23 protein-coding genes are annotated in these 25,219 nt (G+C 66.9%); 8 read left to right on the plus strand and 15 right to left on the minus strand.

All coding sequences use genetic code 11. The annotated features are described in order from the left end of the window. Positions 1 to 2: 2 nt before the first annotated feature. The 5 genes from RZN05_RS18190 to RZN05_RS18210 all read right to left on the minus strand — a co-directional run bounded on the left by RZN05_RS18190 (position 3) and on the right by RZN05_RS18210 (position 6,288). A complete protein-coding gene (locus RZN05_RS18190) occupies positions 3 to 1,733 on the minus strand; it encodes an ABC transporter ATP-binding protein (RefSeq protein WP_317228097.1) in 1,731 nt (576 codons plus the stop codon). Between the two features lie 27 nt (positions 1,734 to 1,760). Continuing rightward, positions 1,761 to 2,789: a Gfo/Idh/MocA family protein gene (locus RZN05_RS18195; RefSeq protein WP_317228098.1), complete on the minus strand. Its 1,029-nt coding sequence runs from the start codon at positions 2,787 to 2,789 to the stop codon at positions 1,761 to 1,763. Next, positions 2,782 to 4,077 carry an aminotransferase class III-fold pyridoxal phosphate-dependent enzyme gene (locus tag RZN05_RS18200; RefSeq protein WP_317228099.1) on the minus strand — a complete coding sequence of 432 codons (1,296 nt, stop codon included), beginning with the start codon at positions 4,075 to 4,077 and terminating at the stop codon, positions 2,782 to 2,784. The genes RZN05_RS18195 and RZN05_RS18200 overlap by 8 nt, the downstream gene beginning before the upstream one ends. 956 nt (positions 4,078 to 5,033) lie before the next feature. Further along, positions 5,034 to 5,402, minus strand: coding sequence for a hypothetical protein (locus tag RZN05_RS18205; protein ID WP_317228100.1), 369 nt, complete (start codon positions 5,400 to 5,402; stop codon positions 5,034 to 5,036). Positions 5,403 to 5,538: 136 nt separating this feature from the next. Then, positions 5,539 to 6,288 carry a Bax inhibitor-1/YccA family protein gene (locus RZN05_RS18210; RefSeq protein WP_317228101.1) on the minus strand — a complete coding sequence of 250 codons (750 nt, stop codon included), beginning with the start codon at positions 6,286 to 6,288 and terminating at the stop codon, positions 5,539 to 5,541. 113 nt (positions 6,289 to 6,401) lie between these two features. Between RZN05_RS18210 and thpR the strand changes: the two genes are divergently transcribed. The 8 genes from thpR to RZN05_RS18250 all read left to right on the plus strand — a co-directional run bounded on the left by thpR (position 6,402) and on the right by RZN05_RS18250 (position 16,062). Beyond that, complete coding sequence (thpR, locus tag RZN05_RS18215) at positions 6,402 to 6,938, plus strand: RNA 2',3'-cyclic phosphodiesterase (RefSeq protein WP_317228102.1); 537 nt, start codon at positions 6,402 to 6,404, stop codon at positions 6,936 to 6,938. A 229-nt stretch (positions 6,939 to 7,167) separates the two neighbouring features. After that, positions 7,168 to 8,025, plus strand: a complete 858-nt coding sequence (locus RZN05_RS18220) for a TorF family putative porin (RefSeq protein WP_317228103.1) — start codon at positions 7,168 to 7,170, stop codon at positions 8,023 to 8,025. 109 nt (positions 8,026 to 8,134) lie between these two features. Further along, on the plus strand, positions 8,135 to 8,224 hold the full coding sequence (gene kdpF / locus RZN05_RS18225; protein WP_317228104.1) for a K(+)-transporting ATPase subunit F: 90 nt from the start codon (positions 8,135 to 8,137) through the stop codon (positions 8,222 to 8,224). Between the two features lie 11 nt (positions 8,225 to 8,235). Continuing rightward, positions 8,236 to 9,939 carry a potassium-transporting ATPase subunit KdpA gene (kdpA, locus tag RZN05_RS18230; protein WP_317228105.1) on the plus strand — a complete coding sequence of 568 codons (1,704 nt, stop codon included), beginning with the start codon at positions 8,236 to 8,238 and terminating at the stop codon, positions 9,937 to 9,939. Positions 9,940 to 9,955: 16 nt separating this feature from the next. After that, positions 9,956 to 11,986, plus strand: coding sequence for a potassium-transporting ATPase subunit KdpB (gene kdpB / locus RZN05_RS18235; RefSeq protein WP_317228106.1), 2,031 nt, complete (start codon positions 9,956 to 9,958; stop codon positions 11,984 to 11,986). 133 nt (positions 11,987 to 12,119) lie between these two features. After that, positions 12,120 to 12,707 (plus strand): potassium-transporting ATPase subunit KdpC, encoded by a 588-nt coding sequence (kdpC, locus tag RZN05_RS18240; RefSeq protein WP_317228107.1) that lies wholly within the window; start codon positions 12,120 to 12,122, stop codon positions 12,705 to 12,707. After that, on the plus strand, positions 12,704 to 15,367 hold the full coding sequence (locus RZN05_RS18245) for a sensor histidine kinase KdpD (RefSeq protein WP_317228108.1): 2,664 nt from the start codon (positions 12,704 to 12,706) through the stop codon (positions 15,365 to 15,367). The genes kdpC and RZN05_RS18245 overlap by 4 nt, the downstream gene beginning before the upstream one ends. After that, positions 15,364 to 16,062: a response regulator transcription factor gene (locus RZN05_RS18250; protein ID WP_317228109.1), complete on the plus strand. Its 699-nt coding sequence runs from the start codon at positions 15,364 to 15,366 to the stop codon at positions 16,060 to 16,062. Before RZN05_RS18245 ends, RZN05_RS18250 begins: the two co-directional genes overlap by 4 nt. 27 nt (positions 16,063 to 16,089) lie before the next feature. Here RZN05_RS18250 and cobU read toward each other — a convergent pair whose 3' ends face one another. The 10 genes from cobU to RZN05_RS18300 are packed head-to-tail and all read right to left on the minus strand — an operon-like array spanning position 16,090 to position 25,208. Beyond that, complete coding sequence (cobU, locus tag RZN05_RS18255; RefSeq protein ID WP_317228110.1) at positions 16,090 to 16,617, minus strand: bifunctional adenosylcobinamide kinase/adenosylcobinamide-phosphate guanylyltransferase; 528 nt, start codon at positions 16,615 to 16,617, stop codon at positions 16,090 to 16,092. Then, complete coding sequence (locus RZN05_RS18260) at positions 16,614 to 18,068, minus strand: cobyric acid synthase (protein WP_317228111.1); 1,455 nt, start codon at positions 18,066 to 18,068, stop codon at positions 16,614 to 16,616. Before RZN05_RS18260 ends, cobU begins: the two co-directional genes overlap by 4 nt. Further along, positions 18,056 to 18,994, minus strand: coding sequence for an adenosylcobinamide-phosphate synthase CbiB (cbiB, locus tag RZN05_RS18265; RefSeq protein WP_317228112.1), 939 nt, complete (start codon positions 18,992 to 18,994; stop codon positions 18,056 to 18,058). The genes RZN05_RS18260 and cbiB overlap by 13 nt, the downstream gene beginning before the upstream one ends. Then, the gene (locus RZN05_RS18270) at positions 18,987 to 19,955 is read right to left on the minus strand and encodes an aminotransferase class I/II-fold pyridoxal phosphate-dependent enzyme (RefSeq protein ID WP_317228113.1); all 969 of its coding nucleotides are present in this window, start codon (positions 19,953 to 19,955) and stop codon (positions 18,987 to 18,989) included. Before RZN05_RS18270 ends, cbiB begins: the two co-directional genes overlap by 8 nt. Beyond that, positions 19,952 to 20,671, minus strand: a complete 720-nt coding sequence (locus RZN05_RS18275; protein ID WP_317228114.1) for an adenosylcobinamide-GDP ribazoletransferase — start codon at positions 20,669 to 20,671, stop codon at positions 19,952 to 19,954. The genes RZN05_RS18270 and RZN05_RS18275 overlap by 4 nt, the downstream gene beginning before the upstream one ends. Continuing rightward, the gene (locus tag RZN05_RS18280) at positions 20,668 to 21,237 is read right to left on the minus strand and encodes a histidine phosphatase family protein (protein ID WP_317228115.1); all 570 of its coding nucleotides are present in this window, start codon (positions 21,235 to 21,237) and stop codon (positions 20,668 to 20,670) included. The genes RZN05_RS18275 and RZN05_RS18280 overlap by 4 nt, the downstream gene beginning before the upstream one ends. Beyond that, positions 21,234 to 22,247 carry a nicotinate-nucleotide--dimethylbenzimidazole phosphoribosyltransferase gene (gene cobT, locus RZN05_RS18285; protein WP_317228116.1) on the minus strand — a complete coding sequence of 338 codons (1,014 nt, stop codon included), beginning with the start codon at positions 22,245 to 22,247 and terminating at the stop codon, positions 21,234 to 21,236. The genes RZN05_RS18280 and cobT overlap by 4 nt, the downstream gene beginning before the upstream one ends. Continuing rightward, entirely contained in the window at positions 22,244 to 22,651 is a 408-nt protein-coding gene (locus RZN05_RS18290; RefSeq protein ID WP_317228117.1) for a DUF1636 domain-containing protein, read from the minus strand. The genes cobT and RZN05_RS18290 overlap by 4 nt, the downstream gene beginning before the upstream one ends. Beyond that, positions 22,651 to 23,181, minus strand: a complete 531-nt coding sequence (locus tag RZN05_RS18295; RefSeq protein WP_317228118.1) for a hypothetical protein — start codon at positions 23,179 to 23,181, stop codon at positions 22,651 to 22,653. The genes RZN05_RS18290 and RZN05_RS18295 overlap by 1 nt, the downstream gene beginning before the upstream one ends. Further along, the gene (locus tag RZN05_RS18300; RefSeq protein ID WP_317228119.1) at positions 23,181 to 25,208 is read right to left on the minus strand and encodes a TonB-dependent receptor plug domain-containing protein; all 2,028 of its coding nucleotides are present in this window, start codon (positions 25,206 to 25,208) and stop codon (positions 23,181 to 23,183) included. Before RZN05_RS18300 ends, RZN05_RS18295 begins: the two co-directional genes overlap by 1 nt. Positions 25,209 to 25,219 lie beyond the last annotated feature (11 nt).

A 25,219-nucleotide genomic window follows, 5' to 3' on the forward strand; every position in this document is an offset into this window, starting at 1 on the left:
TGTCAGTCAGCGTACAGCTCCTGATACAAGGGGCACCGGATCCTCAGGCTTTCGTGCGAGCCCATGTCGACCACACGGCCAGCGTCGAGCACCAGAATGAGATCGGCGTCACGGATCTGATGGGGCTCATGGGTCACAAGCACGGTTGTCCGCCCGGTCATATGGCTTCGCACTTGCCCCGAGACCGCTGCCGCCGTGGTGGCATCGAGCGCGCTGGTCGCGTCGTCCATGATCAGGATCGAGGGCGATGTGATGAGCGCACGGGCGATTCCGAGGCGCTGTCGCTGGCCGCCGGACAAGGTAGAGCCGCCCTCATTGAGCACGGTTTCATAGCCGCCTTCCAAGGCGAGGATGAAATCGCGGGCGGAGGCCTGTTCCGCGGCGGTCTCGACAGCCCGCCGGCTGGCGCCGTCTCGGACGCCAAAGGCGATGTTCTCATGAATGCTCTTCGAGAAAAGGAAAGTATCCTGATGGACGGTTGCGATCTGGCGGCGGAGGGAACGCAATCTCCAGCCGCCAATGGCTTGTCCGTCGATGAAGATGTCGCCGTCGGATGCTTCGTAGGTCCGGTTTATAAGCTTGATGAGCGCCGATTTGCCGCTGCCGGTCGGCCCGGTCACCGCCATCGTGGCGCCCGCTGGCAAGTGGAACGAGATGTCCTGCAGAACCGTTCGCCCGGCGATCCTGAGCGAGACGCCGTCGAACTTCAGCGAGCCCGATATCGCCGCTTCGACACCGGCAGCGTCGACGTCGTCGTCCCCTATGGCATCGGTGATCTCGCGCACGCGAGCCGCGGCGACGAAACCGTCCTGCAAAAGCGGAACCGCCTGTTCGGACGCAGTTATCGCGTGCGCGAACAGGGCCAGCCAGCCGAGATAGGTGATGACCTCGTGCAAAGCGAGTTGGCCGGTTTCATATAGCACCAGCGATTGCGAAACCCCGATCGCCATGCCCACTGCGAAGCTGAGCCCGGGAAGGTAGATCGCCTGGCTGCGTCCGCGGCGCGTAAAGGCTTGCCGGTATAGCTCCGCCGCTGCGGCCGCCTTTTTGCGCTCGTGGTCCTCGACCGCCAGAGCCTTTACCGTAGCGATGCCGCCGAGCGTATCGGCGAGGGTCTGGTTGAATTCCGCAAAGGCGACCCTCGTCCGATGCGAGAGGGGCTGCAAGCGCCGCACGTGATGCCATAGGGAAAACGTGAAGATGACAGCGATTGCCATCGGCGCCAGCAGCAGCCGTTCATCGGTTAGCGCAATGAAAGTGATCGACAGCCCGATGGCCAACAAGCCGTTGACCGCCATCGGCAAGCCGAGGCCGACCATGTAATCGAGCAGCTTCCCGTCGTTGACCGTGCGCGACAGGATGTCGCCGATATTCTGGCGGTCGTGGAAGGGCTGCCCCTTTCGGAGCAGGCTTCGGAACAACTCGTCGCGGCTGTCCCGCTTGAGCCGCTGCGCCACGGTCTCGACGGCCCCGATGGATATGGCTTCGGCCAGGAACCGCCCGACGACCAGCCCGAGCACCGACAACATGATCATCAGCAAGTCTGATCGTGCGATGCCAGGCGCAGTGACCACGGCGAAGGCCTTGCCGGTATAGAGCGGCACGAAGGTTGCCGCCAGGTTCGAGCCAATAGCCGCGATCAGGAAGACCAAGAGCAGCCGGCGCTCGGGAAGCAGCTGCGCGGCTACCCAGCGGCTGGTTCTCAATGCGGAACCAGGGCCGCGCTCAGCCATGCCCGGTGCGGATGCTCCCGACATGGCTCAGCCGACAGCAACCGCGCGGTCAATCACGAAGATCTGCTGCACGGGATCGAAGTTCAGTTGCTCCATCACCTGATCGCAGATCTTGGACGCCTCCAGCGCATCCGCTATCGAAGGTCGATCGGATGAACCGAATTCCCGCGAACGGCACGCGGCCAGAAACGCTTCCAACTCCGGGCCGAACCCGCTTCGGGCCCAGCCGTGATCGAGGTTGCGCGTCGAGTGCAAAAGCGCTCGGGACGGCGTACCGGCGTCCATTTCCAAAAGCACCTGCTCGAGCGAGGGGGCGGTGAACGTGCTGCCGTCCGCACCTTCCACCGACACCTCGACCACAAACTTCATGGTATGATTGCCAACGCGCAGCACCGAAAGCGATCCGTCGGTATGTCGGAGGAGGATCGTCGCGAAGAAGTGATTCATATCCCGGTGGATTGCATGCACGTCGATCTTGCTGATCGGCGCAGGCTGGAACCAGCGCGCGAGGTCGAGTGCGTGCACGCCATTCTGGCGGAGCCACGCTTCCACCGTGTTTTCGACTCCCCACTGCGGCGTCTCAGGATGCCGGCTAAAGAAGTTGATCGACACCGTGGAGGGCGTGGCCCGAATGCGGTGCGTAAGGCTGTGAAGCTGCTGGAGCGTCTCGGCATACCGGAAGTTGAATCCGACCTGGACCTGGGCGGTCGAATGCCGGACGAGCTCGTTCAGGCCTGCCAGCACGACCGTGGATTCGCCGGCGGGCTTTTCCACGAAGCAACTGATCCCGCGCTCGACGAGGTATCTCGTCAACGCGGACGACGGCTGCGGCGGAACCGCCAATATCGCGGCGTCGACGGCGCCCAGGTCGAGCTCTTCGACTCTCGCCACTGCGCGTGCCGCGCCTGTCCGGGCTTGCATTGCGTGCGCAAGCGTCAGGTCGTCATCCACGCAGGCGACGATTTGGTGCCCCTGGAGGCGTTGCAGGAACGGCACCAGATTCTGCCCCATCTGGCGGCCGCAGCCGATCAGCGCGAGCCGTATCGTGTCAGTCATGGTGCACCTCGCACTCTAGAGCCCAGGAGCGAAGGGCGCGGACCGCCCTTTGCGTCAGGTCCTCGTGATCGATTTCGCGATGCGCGAGGCACACGAAGGACGGATGTCCTTCCAGCAACAGGATGCCCTCGGCAGAGAAGGCCTGCAGCAGTTCGGACCGCCATTTCTTATTGCCCAGAACATGGTCGCCGTAGACGAGTTCGAACATGCTCCCCCCGAGCACGGGTTCGGCTCGAACGAAGTCGGCAACCCCGACGCGAGTGGCGGCTTCGGTGATCGTGGCAGCGATGGCCGTGCCGATCGTGCCCAGTTCCTGCCATCCATCCGCGCTGGCGCCAATCGGCCGCTCGAGGATGTCGGCGGTTACCGTCGCCGCGTAGACCGTCACCATCTCCTTGGAAAAAGTGCCGCTCAGGCGCGCCTGCTCCGCGTGCGCCATAAGCTCTCGATTGCCCACGAGCACGCTGATGGGGGCTCCGTTCGCCAATGCCTTGCCCAGGACGATCATATCGGCACCCAGGGCGTTGTCGTGCGCATACCCCAAAGGCGAGATGCGGCCACCGGTCTTCGTCTCATCGAAAACGGTAAGCAGGCCGGCTTTCCGACACATTGCCAGGGCCTCCGCCAGAATCGTCGGCGAAGTCCGGTCCGCAAGGTACGCGTCGAAGACGAAGCACCCCAAACGGCCGGCGTTTTCCTCCAATAGGGTTTCCAGGGATTCGAGCTGCAGATCTACCCAATTCAGGATGGGCTCGTCGGGTCCGACACCCCGCATTGCCTGCGTATAGCGCAGTTGCTCGCGCAACGGAGAATTCTGGGGCTCATGCCATTTGAGCGAATTGGCTACCTGGGAATCGTGCCAGCCCACATACCCGGCGCGGATGATGCCCAGCCGCCCATTCTCCATGGCTGCCAGTCGGAAAGCGGCCGTCACCGCTTCAGAGGCGGTTTTGAAGAAGGCGCCACGATCTCCGGGCCGATCCCGAAGCAAGTGACCGAGATACTTCTCATGAAATTCGGAATATCCCGGCATCATCATGCCGTTGGCGAGCAGGCTGCATATTCTTTCATTATATTCTATATTTGCATGACCGATGATAACCGGCCCATATCCCATGACAAAATCCAAATATGGACGCCCGAGATCATCCCAGACCGTACCGTCTTTTCCCCGTGAGAATAATAACTGCTTATTATCTGTCCGGAATTTTTTGGTTATCTTCGAATGGGCGATACGATCTAAGTTCAAGGCGCTCTCCATCGTAAGATAATTATAGAAATAATCCACCAATTTATATTTGGTTTTGCGTAATATTCTCGACATTAACCTCAGTTAAATCGAATTTACGCGCAAATAAGAGCGCGCAATACTAGCACGATGCGTCATGAATCCAATTATACTGTCAGGCAAAATTCACGTAGATCACTAGTGATGTCAGTGACAATGCCCCACTTCGGTGATCTGCTTATATAAAACAGAATCAACATGACTTTACATAACGATTCGTGACCGAACTTTTTGTTTGTGTCAACTGTGTTACACACTCAGCGAGTGGAGAGTGTCGATTGGCATGATGGGCGCTACGAAAGCTATTCTACCACCCCGCGAAATCACCGGTGATACGGTGCCTATCTTTGGCCGCGGGATGCAGTGGCCGGTCGCCGCTTATTTGGTCGATACGTGCATGGATCGTGCTGCCATCGACTAGGCGTTTGAGCCCGGAATTTGCTGGGGATCCTCGGCGCGGTCGGGCGTTCTATCACACCCTCGGCCGAAACTGCGACGAAAGCGCCATAGAGCGCCGCCTGAGCGAGGGGCTTAACCGCCGCCTCCTGGAACCTCCGGTTCGTGCGTTCGACCTGGCAATCGGTCCAAAGGTGCCTCGGGCACATCCAGCCCAAAGCCCATCTCGGCACTTCATCAACGCTCACATCAACGCCTGCCGGTCCAAACACCGTGCGAGATAGTCGATCAGCGGGTCGCGCAGCGGCGCGGGCTCGATGATGCGCCATAGACCCGACAGGTCCGCGCCCAGCGCGCACCGGGCGGCGGGGTGCCGGCTATAAGGCAGCGGGCCCTGGTTGCCGCCGTCGATCAGGCTAGGGGCCTCTCAGTGCGCGTCGACGAAACCGAAATCGCCGCCACCAAAAATTTGGCGACGGCGATTCCGAGACTGGCGGCAAGTGCCGCATAGATGACGATATGGGTGCGTCAGCCCAACGCCGGGGACGCGCTCATCGGGATTAGTCGAGCCCCAGCTTGTGGAGCACCTTGCCGATGATGCCCTTGGTTCCGGCCGGGCCTGCGGCGATCTTCGCCTCGGCCTTTTCGTTGTATCCCGAGCTTTCGGGAATTGAATGATTGTGCACCGGCTGGGTCGATGCGGGCGGGTCCGACGCGTCCATCGACTCGTCTAGTGCCCTGTCGAGCCGTGCCTCCTTGCTCTCGGGGTTGCGTTCCAGCCGCTCGACGATCGAGCGGTCCGTGCCGGCATCCGCCGAATTCGCAGTTACGCGCTCGGCCTTCGCGGTCGTTGCGTTGGTGTCGGCATCCTCGGCTCCCGGTGCCACCGACATCCTGTCCATTGCCGGGTCGATCGCATTCGCATTCATGACTCACTCTCCTGAGCGTTGCCTGACTGAAACGACCGTCCCGCGAGTCGCGTTCCGTGCATGGAAATCCGTCGCAAACAAAAACGGCCCGGCGGGGATTCCGCCGGGCCGTGTCTTGTCTCGTTCCGTCGCGGACTTAGTCGCGCGCGCTGCCGAACAGGCGGAGCAGGAACAGGAACATGTTGATGAAGTCGAGATAGAGGTTGAGCGCCCCCATGATCGCGACCTTGCCCTGCATCTGGGTGCCGGCGACATGCTGGTAGATGCTCTTGATCTTCTGCGTGTCGTACGCGGTCAGCCCTGCGAAGATCAGCACGCCGATCGCGCTGATCACCAGCCCCATCGTTCCCGACTGGAGGAACAGGTTGACGATCGACGCCACGATCAGCCCGATCAGGCCCATGATCAGGAAGGTGCCGAGGCCCGAAAGGTCCTTCTTGGTGGTGTAGCCGTAGAGGCTGAGGCCGGCGAAGCCCGCCGCGGTCGCGAAGAACACGCCCGCGATCGACGTCGCGGTATAAGCGAGGAAGATCGTCGAGAGCGACGCGCCCATCAGTGCGGCATAGACGAAGAACAGCGTCTTGAGCGTGCTCTCCGACATCTTCTCCTGCCCGAAGCTCATCGCGAACACGATCGCCAGCGGCGACAGCGTCACGATCCAGCCGAGCATCGTCGGGGAATAGCCGCGCGCGGTCTGTTGGACCATCAGCTCGACCAGGCTGGTATTGCCGACCACCAGCGCGATGATCGCAGTGAGCAACACGCCCGAGAGCATGTAGTTGTAGACCGACAGCATATAGGCACGCAGACCCGCGTCATATGCCTCGGCGCGCGCGTCGGTCGCCGCGTATGCCGCGCCAGTCCGTGGATCAGACCAATTCGCCATTATGAACTCCTTTGCCCGGCAACGCGCCGGATGCGCCGAATATCGGGCCTGAACCGGCCCTTTTCAAGCGAAACCGGTGTGCGCGCTCTCGCAACCGGGCTAAGTGCTGCGCCATGCACCGCCTTTTCGTCGGCCTTCGCCCCCCGCCTGCGATCCGCGCGCAGCTACTTGCGCTGATGGGCGGCGTCGCCAATGCGCGCTGGCAGGACGACGCCCAGCTCCACATCACGCTGCGCTTCATCGGTGAAGTCGCGCGCCCCCAGGCCGAGGACGCTGCGATCGCGCTCTCGAACATCCACTACCCGCCGATCCCCGTCGCGCTCGCCGGCGTCGGCCAGTTCGACAGCCGTGGCCGCCCCAACGCGCTCTGGGCCGGTCTCCGCCCGCGCGACGCGCTCGCCGCACTCCACAAGAAGATCGACCAGGCGCTGGTCCGTTGCGGCCTGGAGCCCGAGCGCCGCGCCTATCTGCCCCACATCACGCTGGCCCGGATGAACGCCAGCGCCGGCACCACCGATCGCTTCCTCGAAGCGCATGCCGGCCTCGCCAGCCCGAACTTCACGCTCGATCATTTCCTGCTGTTCGAAAGCACGCTCGGCAGCGAAGGCGCCGCCTACGAGGTGGTCGAACGCTACCCGTTAAGAGCCTGAAATTCCGCCCTTGCAGCGCAGCTCCGGGGAAGGGAACCGGAGTGACGGGCTTGAGCCACCGGCGATGGGGCCTCCGCGGACCCCTGCCGGGATCGTTTCGCGCACTACGCAAATACTATGCGAATCTCCGGTTTCCGATCTCGAAACTTAATGCGGCCCCTGCCTAATAGGCAGCCCTCACGATCCGGCCGCGCGCTTCTGCCCGGCCCGTCACTGGGGGAAGATCAAGATGAAGTCCGTCCCGGCCCTCGCGGCCGCAATGTTCGTTTTCGCAATCGCCGCGCCGGCATTTGCGCAGGATGCTGCCGAAACCGAGCCCACGCCTGCCGTCACCGTCAGTGGTTCGGCGACGATCGCCTCGGATTACCGCTTCCGTGGCGTCTCGCAGAGCAACAACGAGATGGTCGTGCAGGGCGGCGTCACCGTCACGCATGAGAGCGGCCTCTATGGCGGCGTGTGGGGCTCGAACCTCGCCGGCTGGGGAACGTTCGGCGGGGCCAATATGGAGCTCGATCTGATCGTCGGCTACAAGCACCCGCTTGGCGACAACGGCGCGATCGACATCGGCCTGACCTGGTATTTCTATCCCGGCGGCGCGGACAAGACCGACTTCGCCGAGCCCTATGTCAAGCTGTCGGGCACTGCCGGCCCGGTGAGCCTGCTCGCCGGCGTCGCCTACGCGCCGAAGCAGGAAGCGCTGGGCAAGTGGTACAACACCGGTGCCGATGCCGCTGCGGGAGTCTATAACAATCCCGGCGCCAAGGATGATAATCTCTATCTGTGGGGCGACGCCGCTGCCGGCATCAAGGGCACGCCGTTCACCCTCAAGGCCCATCTCGGCCATTCGGATGGCAATCCCGGCCTCGGTCCTAACGCCACCAGCGTCGCTCCGACCGGCAGCTATTGGGATTGGTCGCTCGGCATCGACGCTACGTGGCGCAACCTAACGCTGAACGTCTCGTATGTCGGCACCGACATCTCGGATCGCGACGCAGCCTATCTCCAACCCAGCTTCAGCAATGGCCAGGACGGCACCGGCAGCATCGCCAAGGGCACCGGTCTGGTCTCGCTGACCGCGGCTTTCTGACGAAGGACCAGAACCATGCAGGACCTGCTCTGGATCGCGATCATGGGAGGATTGGTGGCGCTTACGCTCGCCTATGTCCGCCTGTGCGACAAGGCATAGGGAGGCGAGAATGATCATCGACCTCTGGCTGGCGGCCATCACGGCGCTCGGCCTTCTATTCTATCTCGTGGCGGTTCTGATCCGCCCCGAACGCTTCTGAAGGGGGTTATCATGACCATTCAGGGCTGGATCCTGATCCTTGGCTTCGTTGCCATCCTGTTGGCGCTCACCAAGCCGGTGGGCAGCTGGCTATTCGCGCTCTACGAGGGTCGGCGCACGCCGCTGCATGTCGTGCTCGGTCCCGTCGAGCGCGGCTTCTACAAGCTGGCGGGCATCGACCCGAGCGCCGAGCAGAGCTGCCGTCGCTACGCGGTGCATATGCTGCTCTTCAACGCCGTGCTGATGCTGTTCACCTACGGCGTGCTGCGGCTGCAGGGTATGCTGCCCGGCAACCCGCAGGGGCTGGCCGGCGTCGGCGAGCATTTGTCGTTCAACACCGCGATCAGCTTCACTGCCAACACCAACTGGCAGAGCTATGGCGGCGAATCGACGATGTCGAACCTGAGCCAGATGCTCGGGCTGACGATCCACAACTTCCTCAGCGCTGCGACCGGCATCGCGCTCGCTTTCGCGCTGTTCCGCGGCTTCGCCCGGCGAAGCGCGGCGACGATCGGCAATTTCTGGGCCGATTGCACCCGCGTGACGCTCTATTTGCTGCTGCCGCTCTGCATGGCGATCACGCTATTCTATATCGCCAGCGGCGTGCCGCAGACGATGGCGGGCGCGGTCACCGTCAACACGCTCGAGGGCGCGCAACAGTCGATCCTGCTCGGCCCCGTCGCGTCGCAGGAAGCGATCAAGATGCTCGGCACCAATGGCGGCGGCTTCTTCAACGCCAACAGCGCGCATCCGTTCGAGAACCCGACGGCGCTCACCAACTTGGTGCAGATGCTGTCGATCTTCCTGATCGGCGTCGGCCTCACCTGGTGCTTCGGCAAGGCCGTGGGCAACACGCGCCAGGGCTGGGCGATCCTCGCGGCGATGATGATCCTGTTCCTCGCTGGGACCAGCGTCACTTATTGGCAGGAAGCCGCCGGCAACCCGATCCTCCACGATCTCAGCGTCGCCGGGGGCAATATGGAGGGCAAGGAAGTCCGCTTCGGCATCGCCGGCTCGGCGCTCTTCTCGGTGGTCACCACCGCGGCTTCGTGCGGCGCGGTCAATGCGATGCACGACAGCTTCACTGCGCTGGGCGGGATGATCCCGCTGTTCAACATGCAGCTCGGCGAGGTCGTGATCGGCGGCGTCGGCGCAGGGATCTACGGCTTCCTGCTGTTCGCCATCCTCGCGGTGTTCGTCGCCGGGCTGATGGTCGGCCGCACGCCCGAATATGTCGGCAAGAAGATCGAGGCGAAGGAGGTCAAGCTGGCGGTGCTGGCGATCGCGATCCTGCCGCTGGTGATCCTGGGCTTCACTGCGCTTTCCTCGGTGACCGAGGCCGGGCTGGCGGGGCCGCTCAACAAGGGGCCGCACGGCTTCAGCGAGATCCTCTACGCCTATACCAGCGCGGTTGCGAACAACGGCTCGGCCTTTGCCGGCCTCACCGCCAACACGCCGTGGTATAACGGCCTGCTGGGTGTCGCGATGTGGCTGGGCCGCTTCTTCATCATCGTGCCGATGCTGGCGATCGCCGGCAGCCTCGCGGCGAAGAAGCACACCCCCGAAAGCGCAGGCTCGTTCCCGACCACCGGCGGCCTGTGGGTCGGCCTGCTCGTCGGCATCATCCTGATCCTGGGCGGCCTCACCTTCCTGCCGAGCCTCGCGCTCGGTCCCATCGCCGATCATCTCGCGATGATCCGCGGGCAACTCTTCTAAGCGGGGGGCGCCAGACATGGCTCGCGCATCGACAAAGTCGTTGTTCACGGCAGAACTGATCGTTCCGGCGATCGGCGACGCGTTCAAGAAACTCAATCCACGCGAACTGATCCGCAACCCGGTGATGTTCACCACCGCGGTGGTCGCCGTGCTGCTGACGGTCCTGCTGATCGTCGGGCAGGATGGTCTTTCGACCGGGTTTAAGCTCCAGCTGGTCGTCTGGCTGTGGCTGACCGCGCTGTTCGGCACCTTCGCCGAGGCGCTGGCCGAGGGGCGCGGCAAGGCGCAGGCGGCGAGCCTGCGCGCCACCAAGGCCGAGCTCACCGCCAAGAGGCGCAAGAACGGCAAGACCGAGAACGTCCCCGCCAGCCAGCTTCGCGCCGGCGACCTCGTCCTCGTCGAAACCGGCGACCTGATCCCGGCCGATGGCGAAGTGGTCGAGGGCGTCGCCTCGGTCAACGAAGCGGCGATCACCGGCGAAAGCGCGCCGGTGATCCGCGAGGCGGGCGGCGATCGTTCGGCGGTGACCGCAGGTACGCGGGTGATCTCCGACGCGATCACGGTCCGCGTCACTGCCGATCCGGGCCAGGGCTTCCTCGATCGCATGATCGCGCTGGTCGAAGGCGCCGAGCGCCAGAAGACGCCGAACGAAATCGCGCTGACCCTGCTGCTCGTCGGGCTGACGATCATCTTCCTGATCGCGGTCGGCACGATTCCCGGCTTCGCCAGCTATGCCGGCGGCAGCGTGCCCGTGGCGATCCTCGCCGCGCTGCTGATCACGCTGATCCCCACGACCATTGCCGCATTGCTCTCGGCGATCGGCATCGCGGGCATGGACCGGCTGGTGCGCTTCAACGTGCTTGCCAAGTCGGGCCGCGCGGTCGAGGCCGCCGGCGACGTCGACGTGCTGCTGCTCGACAAGACCGGGACGATCACGATCGGCGACCGGCAGGCAAGCGAGTTCCGCGCGGTCGGCGGCACGTCGGAGGCGCAGCTCGCCGAGGCGGCGGTGCTCGCCAGCCTCGCGGACGAGACGCCGGAAGGGCGCTCGATCGTGGTGTTGGGGCGCGAGAAATATCGCCTCGCGCTCGCCTCGCTGCCGGTGGGCGCCGAAGTGATCCCGTTCACTGCGCAGACGCGGATCTCCGGGGTGATCACCGGCGGCAGCACGATCCAGAAGGGGGCGGTAGACTCGATCCTCAGGGCAAATCCTGGGCTGGGCGAGACCGCGGCGGCGACCGAGCTGCGCCGCATCACCGACGAGATTGCGCGCGCGGGCGGCACCCCGCTGGCCGTGGCGCAGGATGGCCGGCTGCTCGGTGCAATCTTCCTCAAGGATGTGGTCAAGGCCGGCATCCGCGAGCGCTTCGGCGAGCTGCGCGAAATGGGAATCCGCACTGTGATGATCACCGGCGACAACCCGCTCACCGCCGCGGCCATCGCCGCCGAGGCGGGCGTCGATGACTTCCTCGCCCAGGCGACCCCCGAGGACAAGCTGGCGCTGATCCGCAAGGAACAGCAGGGCGGCAAGCTGGTCGCGATGTGCGGCGACGGCACCAACGATGCCCCCGCGCTTGCGCAGGCCGATGTCGGCGTGGCGATGAACACGGGGACGCAGGCGGCGCGCGAAGCCGGCAACATGGTCGATCTCGACAGCGACCCGACCAAGCTGATCGAGGTCGTCGGCCTCGGCAAACAGCTGCTGATGACGCGCGGCGCGCTGACCACCTTCTCGGTGGCGAACGATGTCGCGAAATATTTCGCGATCATTCCGGCGATGTTCGTGGTGCTTTATCCGGGGCTCGGCGTGCTCAACGTGATGGGGCTGGGGACGCCGGAGAGCGCAATCCTCTCGGCGATCATCTTCAACGCGCTGATCATCCCGCTGCTCGTGCCGCTCGCGCTCAAGGGCGTCGCGTACAAGCCGATGGGCGCGGGGCCGCTGCTCGCACGCAACCTCGCCGTCTACGGCCTGGGCGGGCTCATCGCGCCGTTCATCGGGATCAAGCTGATCGACCTCGCCGTGAATGGGCTGGGGTTGGCGTAACCACAAACAAAAGCCCCTCCCCCTTGGGGGAGGGGTTGGGGGTGGGGCGGTGTCTCACAGAGACCAGCGCTCGCGGACAGGCCCCACCCCAACCCCTCCCCTGAAGAGGAGGGGCTTGAGAAAGGAAAGTCTCATGACCGACGACTTAAAATCCTCCCTGCGGCCCGCGATCGTGCTCACGATCCTGTTCGCACTCCTGCTCGGCCTGGTATATCCGTTCGCGATGACCGGCATCGGACAGGCGCTCTTCCCCTCCCAGGCCAATGGCAGCCTGGTCCGCGACTCCGCAGGCCGGGTGATCGGATCGACGGTGATCGGCCAGGCGTTCACGTCGGACCGCAACTTCCAGACGCGGCCTTCCGCGGCGGGCAAGGGCTATGACGGGCTCGCCTCGTCGGGCTCGAACCTCGGGCCCACGTCGCAGGCGCTTGTCGATCGCGTGAAGCCCGATATCGACAAGCGCCGGGGCGAGGGCGTGACCGGCCAGATGCCGGCCGACCTCGTCACCGCCAGCGGCTCGGGACTCGATCCGCATCTCTCGCCGGAAGCCGCGCGCGCGCAGGTCGCCCGTGTCGCGCGCGTCCGTGGCGTGCCGGCGGACCAGGTCGCCAGGCTGGTCGATGCCAATGTCGAGCGCCCCATCCTTGGCATTCTGGGGGAGCCGCGCGTCAACGTGCTTGCCCTCAACCAGCGGCTCGATAGGCTCGGCACGGGCCGTTGAGCGGACGCGAAAGACCCGCGCCCGAGGCCTTTCTCCGCGCCGCCGCGGAGGAAGGCAGGGGGCGACTGAAGATCTTCCTCGGCGCAGCCCCTGGGGTCGGTAAGACCTATGAGATGCTCTCCGAGGGCGCAGCGAGACGACGTTCGGGAACGGACGTCGTCGTCGGCGTCGTGGAGACCCACGGTCGCGCCGAAACCGAGGCCCTGACCCGCGACCTCGAAATCCTGCCGCGTCGCGCGATCGACTACGAAGGCCGCACGCTCGCCGAGATGGATCTCGACGCACTGCTCGATCGCCGCCCCGCGCTCGCGCTGGTCGATGAACTCGCCCATACCAATGCCCCGGGCAGCCGGCATCCCAAGCGCTACCAGGATGTCGAGGAACTCCTCGACGCCGGCATCGATGTCTATTCGACGATCAACATCCAGCATGTCGAAAGCCTCAACGACGTCGTGGCCAGCTTTACGCGGGTGCGCGTCCGGGAGACGGTGCCCGACAGCATCCTCGAGCGTGCGGAGATCGAAGTCGTCGATATCCCGCCCGACGAGCTGATCGAGCGACTGAAGGAAGGCAAGGTCTACCTGCCACAGGAAGCGACGCGAGCGCTTTCGCACTTCTTCTCCAAGTCCAACCTCTCCGCGCTGCGCGAACTGGCGCTGCGGCGCGCGGCGCAGGCCGTCGATGCGCAGATGCTCGACCATCTCCGCGCCAATGCGCTGGGCGGCACCTGGGCCGGCAGCGAGCGTATCCTCGTCGCGGTAAGCGAGCTGCCCGGCGCCGAGGAACTGGTGCGCGCCGCCAAGCGGATCGCGGACGCCGCGCATGCCAGCTGGACCGCGATCCATGTCGAGACGCCGCGCACCCGCGCGCTCGACGAGCCGGCGCTTCGCCGGATCGCGGCCACGCTCAACCTCGCCTCGCGCCTCGGCGCTGCCGTCGCCTCGGTCCCGGCGGCTTCGGTGGTGGAGGGGTTGAAGAGCTATGCGGCGGACGCCCGTGCGACCCAGCTCGTCGTTGGCAAGTCGACGCGATCCCGCTGGTTCGAACTGCGTCATGGGTCGGTGGTCGATCGGCTCGTTCGCGAGACCCCGGGAGTGGCGGTGCACGTCCTGCCGCTCACGACGAACGCCGTGGCGACACACCGGCATCGCCGGACCGGCGATTGGGGCGCCCCCAGCGGCTATTTTTGGACGACGCTGATGGTCGCTGCAGTGACGGCGCTGGGATCGGCGCTGTTCCATGTCCTCGACCTCGGCAACGTCGCGCTGCTGTACCTGCTGCCGGTGATGACCGCTGCCAGCCTGTTCGGTCTGCGCACCGGCGTCTATGCCGGCATCCTGTCGAGCCTGGGCTACAACTACTTCTTTCTGCCGCCGACCGGGACGCTCACCGTGAGCAACCCGGAGAACATCATCTCGATCTTCGTGCTGCTCGGAGTGGCGGTAGCCACCAGCCAACTTACCGCGCGAGTTCGGGCCCAGGCCGATATCGCTGCCGTAAGCGCCCGCAGCAATGCTGCGCTGGCCGGCTATCTACGCCAGCTCACCCGGCTGAACGACCCGATCGGCGTGGCGCGGGCAGCGTGTGGCGAGATCGCCGACCTGCTCGGCGTACGGGTGGCATTGCTCCAGCAAACGGCGACCGGGCTCTCGGTCCAGGCCGCAAGCGAGCCCGGTACGCGCTTGGAGACCATGGAACTCGCCGCCGCCCAGTGGGTGTGGGACACGGCCCAGCCCGCAGGCCGCGGCACCGGGACGCTGGCAGCCTCGGACTGGCAGTTCCAGCCGCTACGCGCGGGAGATCGGGTGCTCGCCGTCCTGGGCGTGGCGCGCGACGACGGGCGTGATCCGGTTCGATCCGATCAATTGGCCCTGCTGGGAAGTCTGCTCGACCAGACATCGCTGGCGCTCGAGCGATTGCGGCTGGAAGCGGAGATGCGCGATGTCGATGCCGTGCGAGAGCGCGATAGGCTGCGTGCCGCATTGCTGTCCTCGGTGAGCCACGACCTTCGCACCCCGCTGACCTCGGTGCTCGCCGCCGCGGGGGAACTGCGCCGGCGGCGCGACGATCCGCTGCTCGACACGATCCAAAGCGAGGCGACACGGCTCAATCGTTTCGTCGCCAACCTGCTCGACATGGCGCGGGTCGAGGCCGGCGCGCTGCGGCTCGCGCTTGAGGCGATCGATCTGACCGACGCTGTAGGGGCGGCCGTGCACGACACGCGCGGATCGCTCGATGGCCATGCCATCGAACTCGAGGTGCTGCCGGACCTGCCGCTGGTCAAGGTCGACCCGCAGCTGTTTCACCATTGCCTGCTCAACCTGCTCGACAATGCCGGGCGCTATGGCGATCCCGGAACCCCGATCATCATTCGCGCCGAGCGTCGGCCGGAGGCGATGCTGCTTTCGGTGATCGATCAGGGGCCGGGCCTGCCGGAGGGTCGCGAGTTGGAAGTGTTCGAGACCTTTCGCCGGCTCGAGGGGTCGGACCGGTCGGTCAGCGGCACCGGCCTGGGGCTCGCGATCGTCAAGGCGTTTGCCGAGGCGATGGGGATGACGGTGGAGGCGGCCAATCGCGACGATCGCGCCGGCGCGCGCTTCAGCATTCACTTTCCCGAACACTTGCTGGTGCGCGGATCGGATCAAGGAATCGAACTATGAGTGGCCAGCGCATCTTGGTGGTGGACGACGACTTGCACATCCGGAGATTGCTGCAGGGAACGCTGGTTCGGGGCGGCTATCAGCCGATCGAAGCGACGACGGCGGCAGAGGCAATCGAGCAGGTCAAGGCGAGTGCGCCCGACGCGATCCTGCTTGATCTGGGGCTTCCCGACCGTGACGGGCTGGAGATCGTGCCGTTGCTCCGGCAGCATAGCCAGGCGCCGATCCTGGTCGTCTCGGCGCGCGACGCGACCGACCAGAAGGTAGCGGCGCTCGATCTGGGCGCGAGCGACTATGTGACGAAGCCGTTCGACAGCGAGGAAATCCTCGCGCGGTTGCGTGCGTCGTTGCGCGATCACGTCGCTGCCCAGGGCGCCTCGCCGATCGTGCAAACCCATGGGCTCAGCATCGACCTCGCCAATCGCACTATCGTGCGCAACGGCGAGGAGGTCCATCTGACCCGCAAGGAATATGAGGTGCTTCGCACCCTCGCGCTGACTCCGGGGCGCGTGGTCACGCACCAGCGCATTCTCGAGGCGGCATGGCCGTTCGACCATGACCGCAGGGTGGACTATCTCCGGATCGTCGTGCGCAACCTGCGGCACAAGATCGAGCCGGATCCGGCGCGACCGGCGATCATCATGAACGAACTCGGCGTCGGTTATCGCCTGATGCCCGACGTGGAACGCCGATAAGGCGAATTTCGCAGCGCAGCCAAAATGCTATGGAAGGACCGCGCGGCCCTTCGCCGTCATCGGCAGCCCGGCGACGACGAGCACGACTTCGTGCGCGGCGGCCGCGACGGCCTGGTTGACGCGCCCGGCGGCGTCGCGGAAGCGGCGGGCGAGCGCGTTGTCGGGGACGATCCCCATGCCGGTTTCGTTGGCGACGAGGATCAGCATGCCTTCGAACGCTTCGATTGCTGCGACGAGGTCGGACGTTGCGGTGTCGATGTCGCGCTCGGCAAGGAGCAGGTTCGAGATCCAGAGCGTCAGGCAGTCGACCAGCAGCACCGTATCGGGGCCTTGTGCGCGGATCGCGGCGGGGAGTTGGTGCGGGGCGTCGATCGTGGTCCAGCGTGCGTCGCGATCGGCGCGGTGCCGCGCGATCCGGTCGCGCATCTCGTCGTCCCAGGCTTCGGCCGTGGCGATGAAGACGTGCGGGCCCGCGAGCGCCTCGGCGCGCTGCTGGGCGTAGCGGCTTTTGCCCGAGCGCGCGCCACCGAGGACGAACAGGCTGTGCGGTGTCATGCGGGCTCCTGGGCGAGGCGAAGCAGCACGTCGATGTCGAGATGGCGTTCGAGTTCGGCGGCAATGGCGTCGAGCGCGGCATCGACATCGGCGGTATAGTCGACCCCCGATCCGTCCACGCCGATTCGGGCGAGCAGCGCCCGGCGCGTCTCGGCGCGGGCGAGCAGCCCGTGGAGATACGTGCCCAGCACGCTGCCGTCGCGGCTGATCGCGCCGTCGCGCGTGCCGTCGTCGAGCAGCGCGAAGGGATGGCCCGTGTCGGGGCCGGTGGTGCGGCCCATGTGCATTTCATAGCCCTCGACCCGTGCGCCGAGCGCAGTGCCGGTCATGGGGCGTAGCGTCTTGGCCGCGGACAATTCGGTCGCGACATCGAGCAGGCCGAGCCCTTCCACCTGCGTTGCCGGTCCCTCGATGCCGAGCGGGTCGGCGACACTGCGACCGAGCATCTGGTAGCCGCCGCACAACCCGAGCACTGCGCCGCCGCGGCGGTGATGTGCGCGCAGGTCGATGTCCCAGCCCTGCGCGCGGAGGAAGGCGAGGTCGGCGATCGTCGCCTTGGAGCCCGGCAGCACGATCAGCGCCGCGTCGGGAAGTGGCTGGCCGGGGGGCACCATCACCAGTTCGACGCCGGGCTCGAGCTTCAAGGGATCGAGATCGTCGAAGTTCGAGATGCGTGGGAGAATCGGGCAGGCGATGCGCTTGCGTTCGGTATGCGGTTCGGGGGGGCGATCGAGAATCACCGCGTCTTCGCTTGGGAGGCGGGCGGTGGCGGGGAGCCAGGGGACGACGCCGAGGCCGCGCCAGCCCGAGCGTTCTTCGATTGCGCGATAGCCGTCTTCGAACAGCGCTGGATCGCCGCGGAACTTGTTGATTATAAAGCCTTTGATCATCGAGGCGTCGGCGGGGTCGATCACTGCGCGGGTGCCGACGATCGCGGCGATCACCCCGCCGCGGTCGATGTCACCGACCAGGACGACAGGGACGTTCGCGGCGCGGGCGAAGCCCATATTGGCGATGTCGCCGGCGCGCAGATTGATCTCCGCGGGCGAACCGGCGCCTTCGACGAGCACCAAATCGGCTTGTTTTTGCAGATTATGGTAGCTTTCGAGCACGTCGGCGAGCAATGCGCCGCGCGCCGCACGGAAATTACCGGCGCCCAGCGTGCCGCGCACCCGGCCGTGGACGATCAACTGCGAGGTGTGGTCGGCCTGGGGCTTGAGCAGCACCGGGTTCATGTCGGTATGCGGCGCGACCCGGCAGGCGAGCGCCTGGAGCGCCTGGGCTCGGCCGATCTCGCCGCCGTCGATCGTCACCGCGGCGTTGTTCGACATGTTCTGCGGCTTGAACGGGCGGACGTGCAGGCCCCGATTGGCGAAGGCGCGGCACAAACCGGCGACGAGCACCGACTTGCCGACGTCCGACCCGGTGCCCTGGAGCATCAAAGCGCCCACGCCACACCTCCCGCGATCAGCCAGAGCAGCAGGCAGGCGTGCAGATAGACGCGCAGCGCGCGGCGGATATCGGCGGCGTTCGCGTCGGCGCGGCCATCGCCGATCCAGGGCTTGGCGTGCATCGCGCCGTCATAGGCGATCGGGCCGGCGAGGCGCAGCCCCAGCGCGCCGGCCATCGCCGCTTCGGGCCAGCCCGCATTGGGCGAGGCGTGCGCGCGGGCGTCACGCCACAGGATGCGCCAGCCGCCGGCACCGGCGATACAAAGCAGGATGCCCGAAAGGCGCGCGGGGACCCAGTTGAGCACGTCGTCGCTGCGCGCGGCAGCCCAGCCGAAGGCACGCCAGCGTTCCTCGCGATGGCCGATCATGCTGTCGGCGGTGTTGACCGCCTTGTAGATCCACACGCCCGGCAGGCCGGCCAGCAGCAACCAGAATAAGGGAGCGACGACGCCGTCGCAGAAGCTCTCGGCGAGGCTCTCGATCGCGGCGCGGGCGACGCCGGCCTCGTCGAGCGCGGCGGTGTCGCGGCCGACGATCTTCGCGACGGCGTTGCGCGCGGCGAGGAGGTCGCCGGCGGATAGTGCGGTGGCGACGGGGCGGACATGGTCGAACAGGCTGCGCTGGGCGAGCGCGGGCCAGGCGAGCGCCGCCACGGCGAGCCAGCCATAGGTGCCGAGCGATGCCAGCAGCAGATGCTGGACGAGCCACGCGCCGCCGCCCACGGCGACGACGAGCAGCAGCACGGTCGCGATGCCGAGCAGGCGCCGGGTCTCGAAGCCGTATCGGGCACGGTTCCAGCTGGTCTCGCAGGTGTGGATCAGACGCGCGAAGCCGCCGACCGGATGGCCGATGCGGCGATAGAGCGCGCCCGGCCAGCCGATCGTGGCGTCGAGCATCAGGGCGACGAGCGCCACGTGCTCAGCCACGGCTCAGCGCCGCTTCCAGCCGGGCCAGTGCCTCGCCATTGGGCGGCAGGCCGATGCGCAGCCAATCGGGCCGCTCGGCGAAGGGGCGGGTGAGGATCGCGTGGCGGGCGAGGCGCTCGAACAGGCACAGCGCATGGGGAGTCTCGATCAGCCGGAAGAGCGGGCAGGCGCCGCTCGGCTGGAATCCGGCGCGGACCCATACGGCATCGAGCGCGGCTGCCTGCGCTTCGAGGCGGACGCGGGTGGCGGCGATCCAGTCGCGGTCGCGATAGGCAGCGGTGCCGATCGCAATCGCCGCGGCGGAGGCGGGCCAGGCACCCAGCGCGGTGCGGAGCGGCGCGAGGATGGAGTCGGGGCCGAGCACGAAGCCAAGCCGCACGCCGGCGAGCCCGAAGAACTTGCCGAACGAGCGGAAGATCACCAGCCGGCGGGTGTCGCCTACTTCGCCGGCGAGGCTGAGCGCCGGATCGGCATCGGCAAAGGCTTCGTCGAGCAGCAGCCAGGCATGGGCGTGGCGGTCGAGCAACGCGCGGCGCTGGGCGGGCGACAGCACACGGCCATCGGGGTTGCCCGGGTTGGCCAGAACCAGCGTGCCGACATAGTCGTCCAGGGCATCGCGTGCGATCGGCATGCTGCCGGCGATCATCTCGCCATGCGTGCGATAACCCGGGGCGAGGTATCGCGCCGAGCCGCCGATCGACCGGCCAACCAGCCGTAGCGCGAGTTCGGTGCCGGGGACGGCGCAGACATGGCCGGGATCGACGCCGAAGTGCGCGGCGGCGGCGGCTTCGAGTTCGGCAAGCGCGTGCGGCTCGGGGAGGCGCTGCCAGTCGATCGCGAGATCGGCGACGCCGGGCCAGGAATCGGGATTGATCCCGGTCGACAGATCGAGCCAGTCGCCGCTGCCGAACTGGCGCCGCGCCGCTTCCACGCCGCCGCCGTGCCAGGTCCAGGCGGTCATGCGAGCCTGGCGACGATCAGGGTGGCGAGCAGCAGGCCTGTCTCGGTCACTTCGATCCCTGCGCCGTGGCCGTCGCCCGAAATCCCGCCGAGCTTTGCGCGCAGCCAGAAGCCCCATCCGAGCAGGAGCAACGGGGTGGCGAGCAGTGCGGGCGCGAACCAGGCGCCGGCGACGAGGGCGATCGCCCAGATCGCCAGATCGGCAGGCCGCACCATGTTGCGGAAACGCGAAGCGAGCCCGGCGTGGAGATCGGGAAGCCAGCACGTCCAGACCAGCGGCCCGATGCGCGCCGCAAAGGGAAGGAGGAGCAAGGCGACGAAGCCGCCGGCCTCGACCAGGGCGTGGAGCAGGATGAGCTTGGCGAGGAGCTGGAGCCCGATCGCGACGGCGCCGAAGCTGCCGAGGTGCGGATCGGCGAGGACTTCGAGTACGCGCTCGCGGTGCTTGTGCGCGGCGCCGCACGCATCGGCCACGTCGCCGAGCCCGTCGAGGTGGAGCGCGCCGGTCAGGCCCACCCATAATGCCACCCCGGCGAGCGCGCCGACCCATGGATCGAGCTGGGCGCCGGCCCAGGTGCCGCCCGCGATCAGCGCGCCGAGGATCAGGCCGACCGCGGGAAACCACCGCATCGATGCGGCGAACTCGGCATCGCTGACCTGGACGCGCGGCATGGGCAGGCGGGTGAGGAACAGGAGCGCGATCACCAGCCCCTTCATGCGCGCAGCCCGGTGATCTGCGCGCTCGGCGTGTCGCCCGGCCAGACGCGCAGCGACAGCAGCGCAGCATAAGGCAGATCGAACGCCCAGAGCTGGCGCTGGTCGAAGCCGCAGAGAAGGTGCAGCGCCGCGCGGATCGCGCCGCCATGCGTCACTACCAGCGTGTCCACCGGCGGCAGCGCATCGAGCGCGTCGCCCACGCGTGCGACCAGCAACGACCAGCGTTCGCCGCCGGGGGGCGGATTGGCGTCGGGATCTTCCCAGAATCGCATCAGCGCCTCGGGATCGATCTCACTCGGCGCAAGGCCGTCCCAATCGCCGAAATCGAGTTCGCGCCAGCGCGTATCGACCGTCAGGGACGTGCCGGTGGCCTGTGCCAACGCCTCCGCGGCGCAGCGGCTGCGCCGGAGGTCGGTGGCGACCAGTCGTTCGATGCCGAGGTCGCGCGCCTGATCCACACAGGCGGCGATGCCTTCCGAGGTGGGCTCGCCGTCGGTGCGGCCCATCAATCGGCCGGGCAACAGCGGCGCGCCGTGGCGCAGCAGGTGCAGCGTGAAGGGATTCACAACTTTGCCGAGACCTGGGCCTCGGCAAAGGTCGCCATCCGGTCGTGCGCCGCCAGCGCCGAGCGAATCACGCCGACCGCGACCGCGGCGCCGCTGCCTTCGCCGAGCCGCATGCCGAGCGACAGCAGCGGATCGAGCCCGAGCCGCGCGAGCAGCAGGACGTGTCCGGGCTCGGCCGAGCAATGGCCGGCGATGCAATGCGCGGCGATGGCCGGGTTGTCGGCCGCGAGCGGGGCGATCGCCGAGGTGCTGATGAAGCCGTCGAGCACCACCGGCACGCCGAGCTGCCGGGCGCGCAGCACGGCGCCGGCAATCGCGGCGATCTCGCGTCCGCCGACGCGGCGCAGCGTCTCGAAGGCGTCGCGGGGGGCGTCGGCGTGGAAGCCGAGCGCGCGCCGGACGACCTCGGCTTTCCGGACGATCCCTTCGGCATCGACGCCGGTGCCCGGGCCGATCCAGTCGGCGACGTTGCGGCCCAGGCTGCGCGCGCAAAGCGCTGCGGCGGCGGTGGAATTGCCGATTCCCATCTCGCCGACCGTCAGCAGGTCGAGATCGCTGGCCACCGTTGCGGCGCCGGCGTTGAGCGCGGCAAGGCATTCGGCTTCGGTCATCGCCGGCGCGCTAGTAAAATCGGCGGTGGGGGTGTCGAGATCGAGTGCGACGACTTCGAGCTCGAGCCCCGCCACATCCGACAGCGCGTTGATCGCTGCGCCGCCGGCCTCGAAATTGGCGACCATCTGCGCAGTGACGCTGCTGGGAAAGGCACTGACGCCGTGCACCGTCACGCCGTGATTGCCCGCGAAGATCGCGGCGCGGGCGCGATCGATCCGCGGGCGCTCGCGATGCTGCCAGCCGGCAAGGAACACGGCGACTTCCTCGAGCCGGCCTAGCGAGCCCGCCGGCTTGGTGAGCTGTGCCTGGCGTGCACGTGCGGCGCTGGTCGCGCTCGCATCGGGCGCCGGCAGATCGGCGAGCGCTGCGCGGAAGGCTTCAGGCGAGGCAAAAATCATTCGGCGACATATCCCGGTGGCGGCGTGCGGGTGATGAAATGGCCTTTCACACCTTCGGGCCATTCTTTGAAGGGCACGCGACCGAAATCGCTCGCGGCATAATGGACGGCATAGTCGAGGATCGCGCGGGCGGATTGTTCGTCGGGGGCGAAGCGGCCGAGGACATAGCCCACCTTGTCGGGTGCACGCAGATGGACGGTGCAATGATCCTGGCACGCGAACAGACAGGGCATTTCCTGCACGGCGATGCCGGCATAGCGGGTGTCGCCGGCCTGCACTTCGCGGAGCGCCGCCACCAGCCGCACGCCGCCGCGGACGCCCTGCGCGTCGTCGCGTGCGTCTGCCGAATATCGGCACGTCTTGCACGCGACCACGGCGGGGCCGTCCGCGACGCGCGTCAGCATCAGGCGGTCGCCTGGCGCGGGGCGGGGACGCCGGCGGCGGTCAGCACCCGGTAGAACAAGTACAGAGCGATCAGGATCGCGCCGTTGCGGACGAACTGGTCGAACGAATAGCCCGGGTGGAGCGTGATCGCGACGCCGCCGAGCAAAGTCGCCCAGGCGAGGGTGACCAGCTTGCCTGCCACGAACGCCGCGACATAGGCGACGCCGAGCTTGGCCGCGACCGACTCTACCCGCAGCCGGGCCAGCGCGGCATAGGCGCCGAACGCCGCGCCTGCCGCGGCGGTGCCGAGCCCGAGCCCCCAGGCGAGCGTCTTGGGATCGTGCGGATACTGGAGGAAGGCGAAACCGATCGCCTGGTTGGCGCCCCAGGCGACGAGCGCCAGCGCGACGCCGTCGCGGCGGCGCATATGCACCGCCGCGAGCGCCGCCAGCGCCGATACCGGCGCGGTGCAGGCGAGCGCGAAGCTCGTCGCGACGCTCGCCAGCGTCAGCAGCATGATCCACAAGGTGGATGCGTGGCGTCGATCCATCAGAACCTCCCTCGAATGCCGGCATAGAAGCTGCGGCCGAGCGTGCCGTAGCGATAGGCGGTCATATATTCCTCGTCGAACACGTTCTCGGCGCGGGCGAAGACGCTGAACGCCTCGTTCGCCTTGAGCTCGGCGCGCAGGTCGACCAGCGTGTAGTTGTCGAGCCGGGTAGTGTTGGCGGCATTGTCGAAGCTGTGCCCGGCCCAGCGGACCGCGGCGCCGGTGCTGAGTCCGAACGGGAAGGCATAGCCGATCGATCCGTTGGCGGTCTCGCGCGGGCGGCGGGGGAGCCAGTTGCCGAAGGTCGCGGTGCCGGCCGAGCGGTCTTCGGCCTCGATCCAGCTGTAATTGCCGTCGAGCGTGAAGCCGGCGAGGTTGAGCGCGCCGCTGACCTCGATCCCGCGCGCTTCGGCGCGCGAGACGTTCGAATAATAGCCGAAGCGGCGGACGGTGGTGCTGCCCGGCACGAAGCAGAGCGGCACGGTCGACGTCGTCGTGCACCCGTTGTAGATGATCTGGTCGGTGGTGGTGCGTTCGAACCAGGTCGCGCCGATCACGAGTTTCCGCCCGAACAATTGCTGCTCGGCGCCGGCTTCCCAGCCGGTCGCGCGCTCGGGGGCGAGCGCGACGTTCCCGTATTCGCTGAACTGCTGGTAGAGCGACGGCGCCTTGAAGCCCTCGCCATAATTGGCGCGCAGGATCGTGCCGGTGGGGAGCCGCCAGACGCCGCCCGCGGCGAACAGGGTCTGCCCGCCGAAGCGGTTGTGATCGTCGTGGCGGATGCCGCCGTTGAGCGTCAGGCCCTCGATGGGCTCGACGCTCAATTGGGCATAGGCGCTGGTGATCTCGGCATTGCCGGTGGCGAAGGCGGGAAGCGGGGTGGCGAGCGACGCGGCGGGCGAGCGGCTGCGGAACTTCGAGCGCTCATTCTCGACGCCGAAGGTCGCCGAGATGCCGCGGGTGAAGGCGAAGCTGCCCTGATATTCGAGGCGCTTGTTGCGGCCTTCGGATTCGAAGCTCAGCGGGCGCGCGCGCGCCGGGCCGAAGCTGTCGCGATCGGTGTCGGTATAGGCATAGCCGAACCGGTTGCGCAGGCGGCCGTCGAGCAGGTCGAGATTGACGCCGGCATAGCCGACGAATTCCTCGTTGCGCGAATAGTCGGCATTGTCGCCGCTGGTCGAATCGATGTCGACGCGGCCGTTGGAGTAATAGCCGCGGACCTCGGCGCTGAGATTGGCGGTGAGATCGAGCCTGGCACGGCCGGCGAGGTTCTGGTTGGTGTAGCCGTCGGGCTCCTTGCCGCCGAACGCCGGGGCGATCGCCGAAATGCCGTCGGTGGAAAAGGCCTGGGCGCCGAGGCGCCAGCTGAGCGGACCGGTGCGTCCCCCGACTGCGGCGCGGGCGCTCACCGTCTGGCGCGAGCCGGCTTCCACGTCGAAGCTGCCTTCATAGTCCGAGCTGGCTTCGGCGGTGACGATGTTGACCACGCCGCCGATCGCCTGGCTGCCCCACAGGATCGACTGGGGCCCGCGCAGCACTTCGATGCGGGCGATGTCGCCGGCGAGGAGGTTGGCGAAATTGAAGCCGCCGCCGGTCGCGGCAGGGTCGTTGAGCTTGACCCCGTCGATGACGACGACGGTGTGGTCGGATTCGGCGCCGCGGATGCGCAGCGACGTCGAGGTGCCGTAGCCGCCGTTGCGCGAGATGCTGATGCCGGGGGTGCGGAGCAGCAGCTCGGTGGCGCCGATGTCCTGGCTGCGGTCGATGCTCGCCTTGTCGAGCACGGTGATCGAGGCGGGCACCTGGTCGATCGACACGGGCGTGCGCGTGGCAGTTACGACGATGTCGCCATGGGTTTCGGTGGTCGCGGCGTCGGGGGCGGGGGCCTGTTGGGCGAGCGCGGGCGCGGCGGCGGTGAGAGCGGAAAGCGAGACGGCAAACGTAAATACGGACTTCACGGTAGGACCCTTGTCGACACGGCCGTGCCCGCGCGCAGGCGGTGCCGATGTCGCGAGGACAGACGGCATCGCCCGCGCAC

Origin of the sequence: Sphingomonas sp. HF-S4 (genome assembly GCF_032911445.1) — a bacterium.
Classification (GTDB): Bacteria; Pseudomonadota; Alphaproteobacteria; order Sphingomonadales; family Sphingomonadaceae; genus Sphingomonas; species Sphingomonas agrestis.

Excerpts from the sequence above, each read along its gene's own strand:
- RZN05_RS18190 (WP_317228097.1), bottom strand. The coding sequence starts at position 1,733 with ATGGCTGAGCGCGGCCCTGGTTCCGCATTGAGAACCAGCCGCTGGGTA.
- RZN05_RS18195 (WP_317228098.1), bottom strand. The coding sequence starts at position 2,789 with ATGACTGACACGATACGGCTCGCGCTGATCGGCTGCGGCCGCCAGATG.
- RZN05_RS18205 (WP_317228100.1), bottom strand. The coding sequence starts at position 5,402 with ATGAATGCGAATGCGATCGACCCGGCAATGGACAGGATGTCGGTGGCA.
- RZN05_RS18210 (WP_317228101.1), bottom strand. The coding sequence starts at position 6,288 with ATGGCGAATTGGTCTGATCCACGGACTGGCGCGGCATACGCGGCGACC.
- thpR (WP_317228102.1), top strand. The coding sequence starts at position 6,402 with ATGCACCGCCTTTTCGTCGGCCTTCGCCCCCCGCCTGCGATCCGCGCG.
- RZN05_RS18220 (WP_317228103.1), top strand. The coding sequence starts at position 7,168 with ATGAAGTCCGTCCCGGCCCTCGCGGCCGCAATGTTCGTTTTCGCAATC.
- kdpF (WP_317228104.1), top strand. The coding sequence starts at position 8,135 with ATGATCATCGACCTCTGGCTGGCGGCCATCACGGCGCTCGGCCTTCTA.
- kdpA (WP_317228105.1), top strand. The coding sequence starts at position 8,236 with ATGACCATTCAGGGCTGGATCCTGATCCTTGGCTTCGTTGCCATCCTG.
- kdpB (WP_317228106.1), top strand. The coding sequence starts at position 9,956 with ATGGCTCGCGCATCGACAAAGTCGTTGTTCACGGCAGAACTGATCGTT.
- kdpC (WP_317228107.1), top strand. The coding sequence starts at position 12,120 with ATGACCGACGACTTAAAATCCTCCCTGCGGCCCGCGATCGTGCTCACG.
- RZN05_RS18250 (WP_317228109.1), top strand. The coding sequence starts at position 15,364 with ATGAGTGGCCAGCGCATCTTGGTGGTGGACGACGACTTGCACATCCGG.
- cobU (WP_317228110.1), bottom strand. The coding sequence starts at position 16,617 with ATGACACCGCACAGCCTGTTCGTCCTCGGTGGCGCGCGCTCGGGCAAA.
- RZN05_RS18270 (WP_317228113.1), bottom strand. The coding sequence starts at position 19,955 with ATGACCGCCTGGACCTGGCACGGCGGCGGCGTGGAAGCGGCGCGGCGC.
- RZN05_RS18275 (WP_317228114.1), bottom strand. The coding sequence starts at position 20,671 with ATGAAGGGGCTGGTGATCGCGCTCCTGTTCCTCACCCGCCTGCCCATG.
- cobT (WP_317228116.1), bottom strand. The coding sequence starts at position 22,247 with ATGATTTTTGCCTCGCCTGAAGCCTTCCGCGCAGCGCTCGCCGATCTG.
- RZN05_RS18290 (WP_317228117.1), bottom strand. The coding sequence starts at position 22,651 with ATGCTGACGCGCGTCGCGGACGGCCCCGCCGTGGTCGCGTGCAAGACG.
- RZN05_RS18295 (WP_317228118.1), bottom strand. The coding sequence starts at position 23,181 with ATGGATCGACGCCACGCATCCACCTTGTGGATCATGCTGCTGACGCTG.
- RZN05_RS18300 (WP_317228119.1), bottom strand. The coding sequence starts at position 25,208 with ATGCCGTCTGTCCTCGCGACATCGGCACCGCCTGCGCGCGGGCACGGC.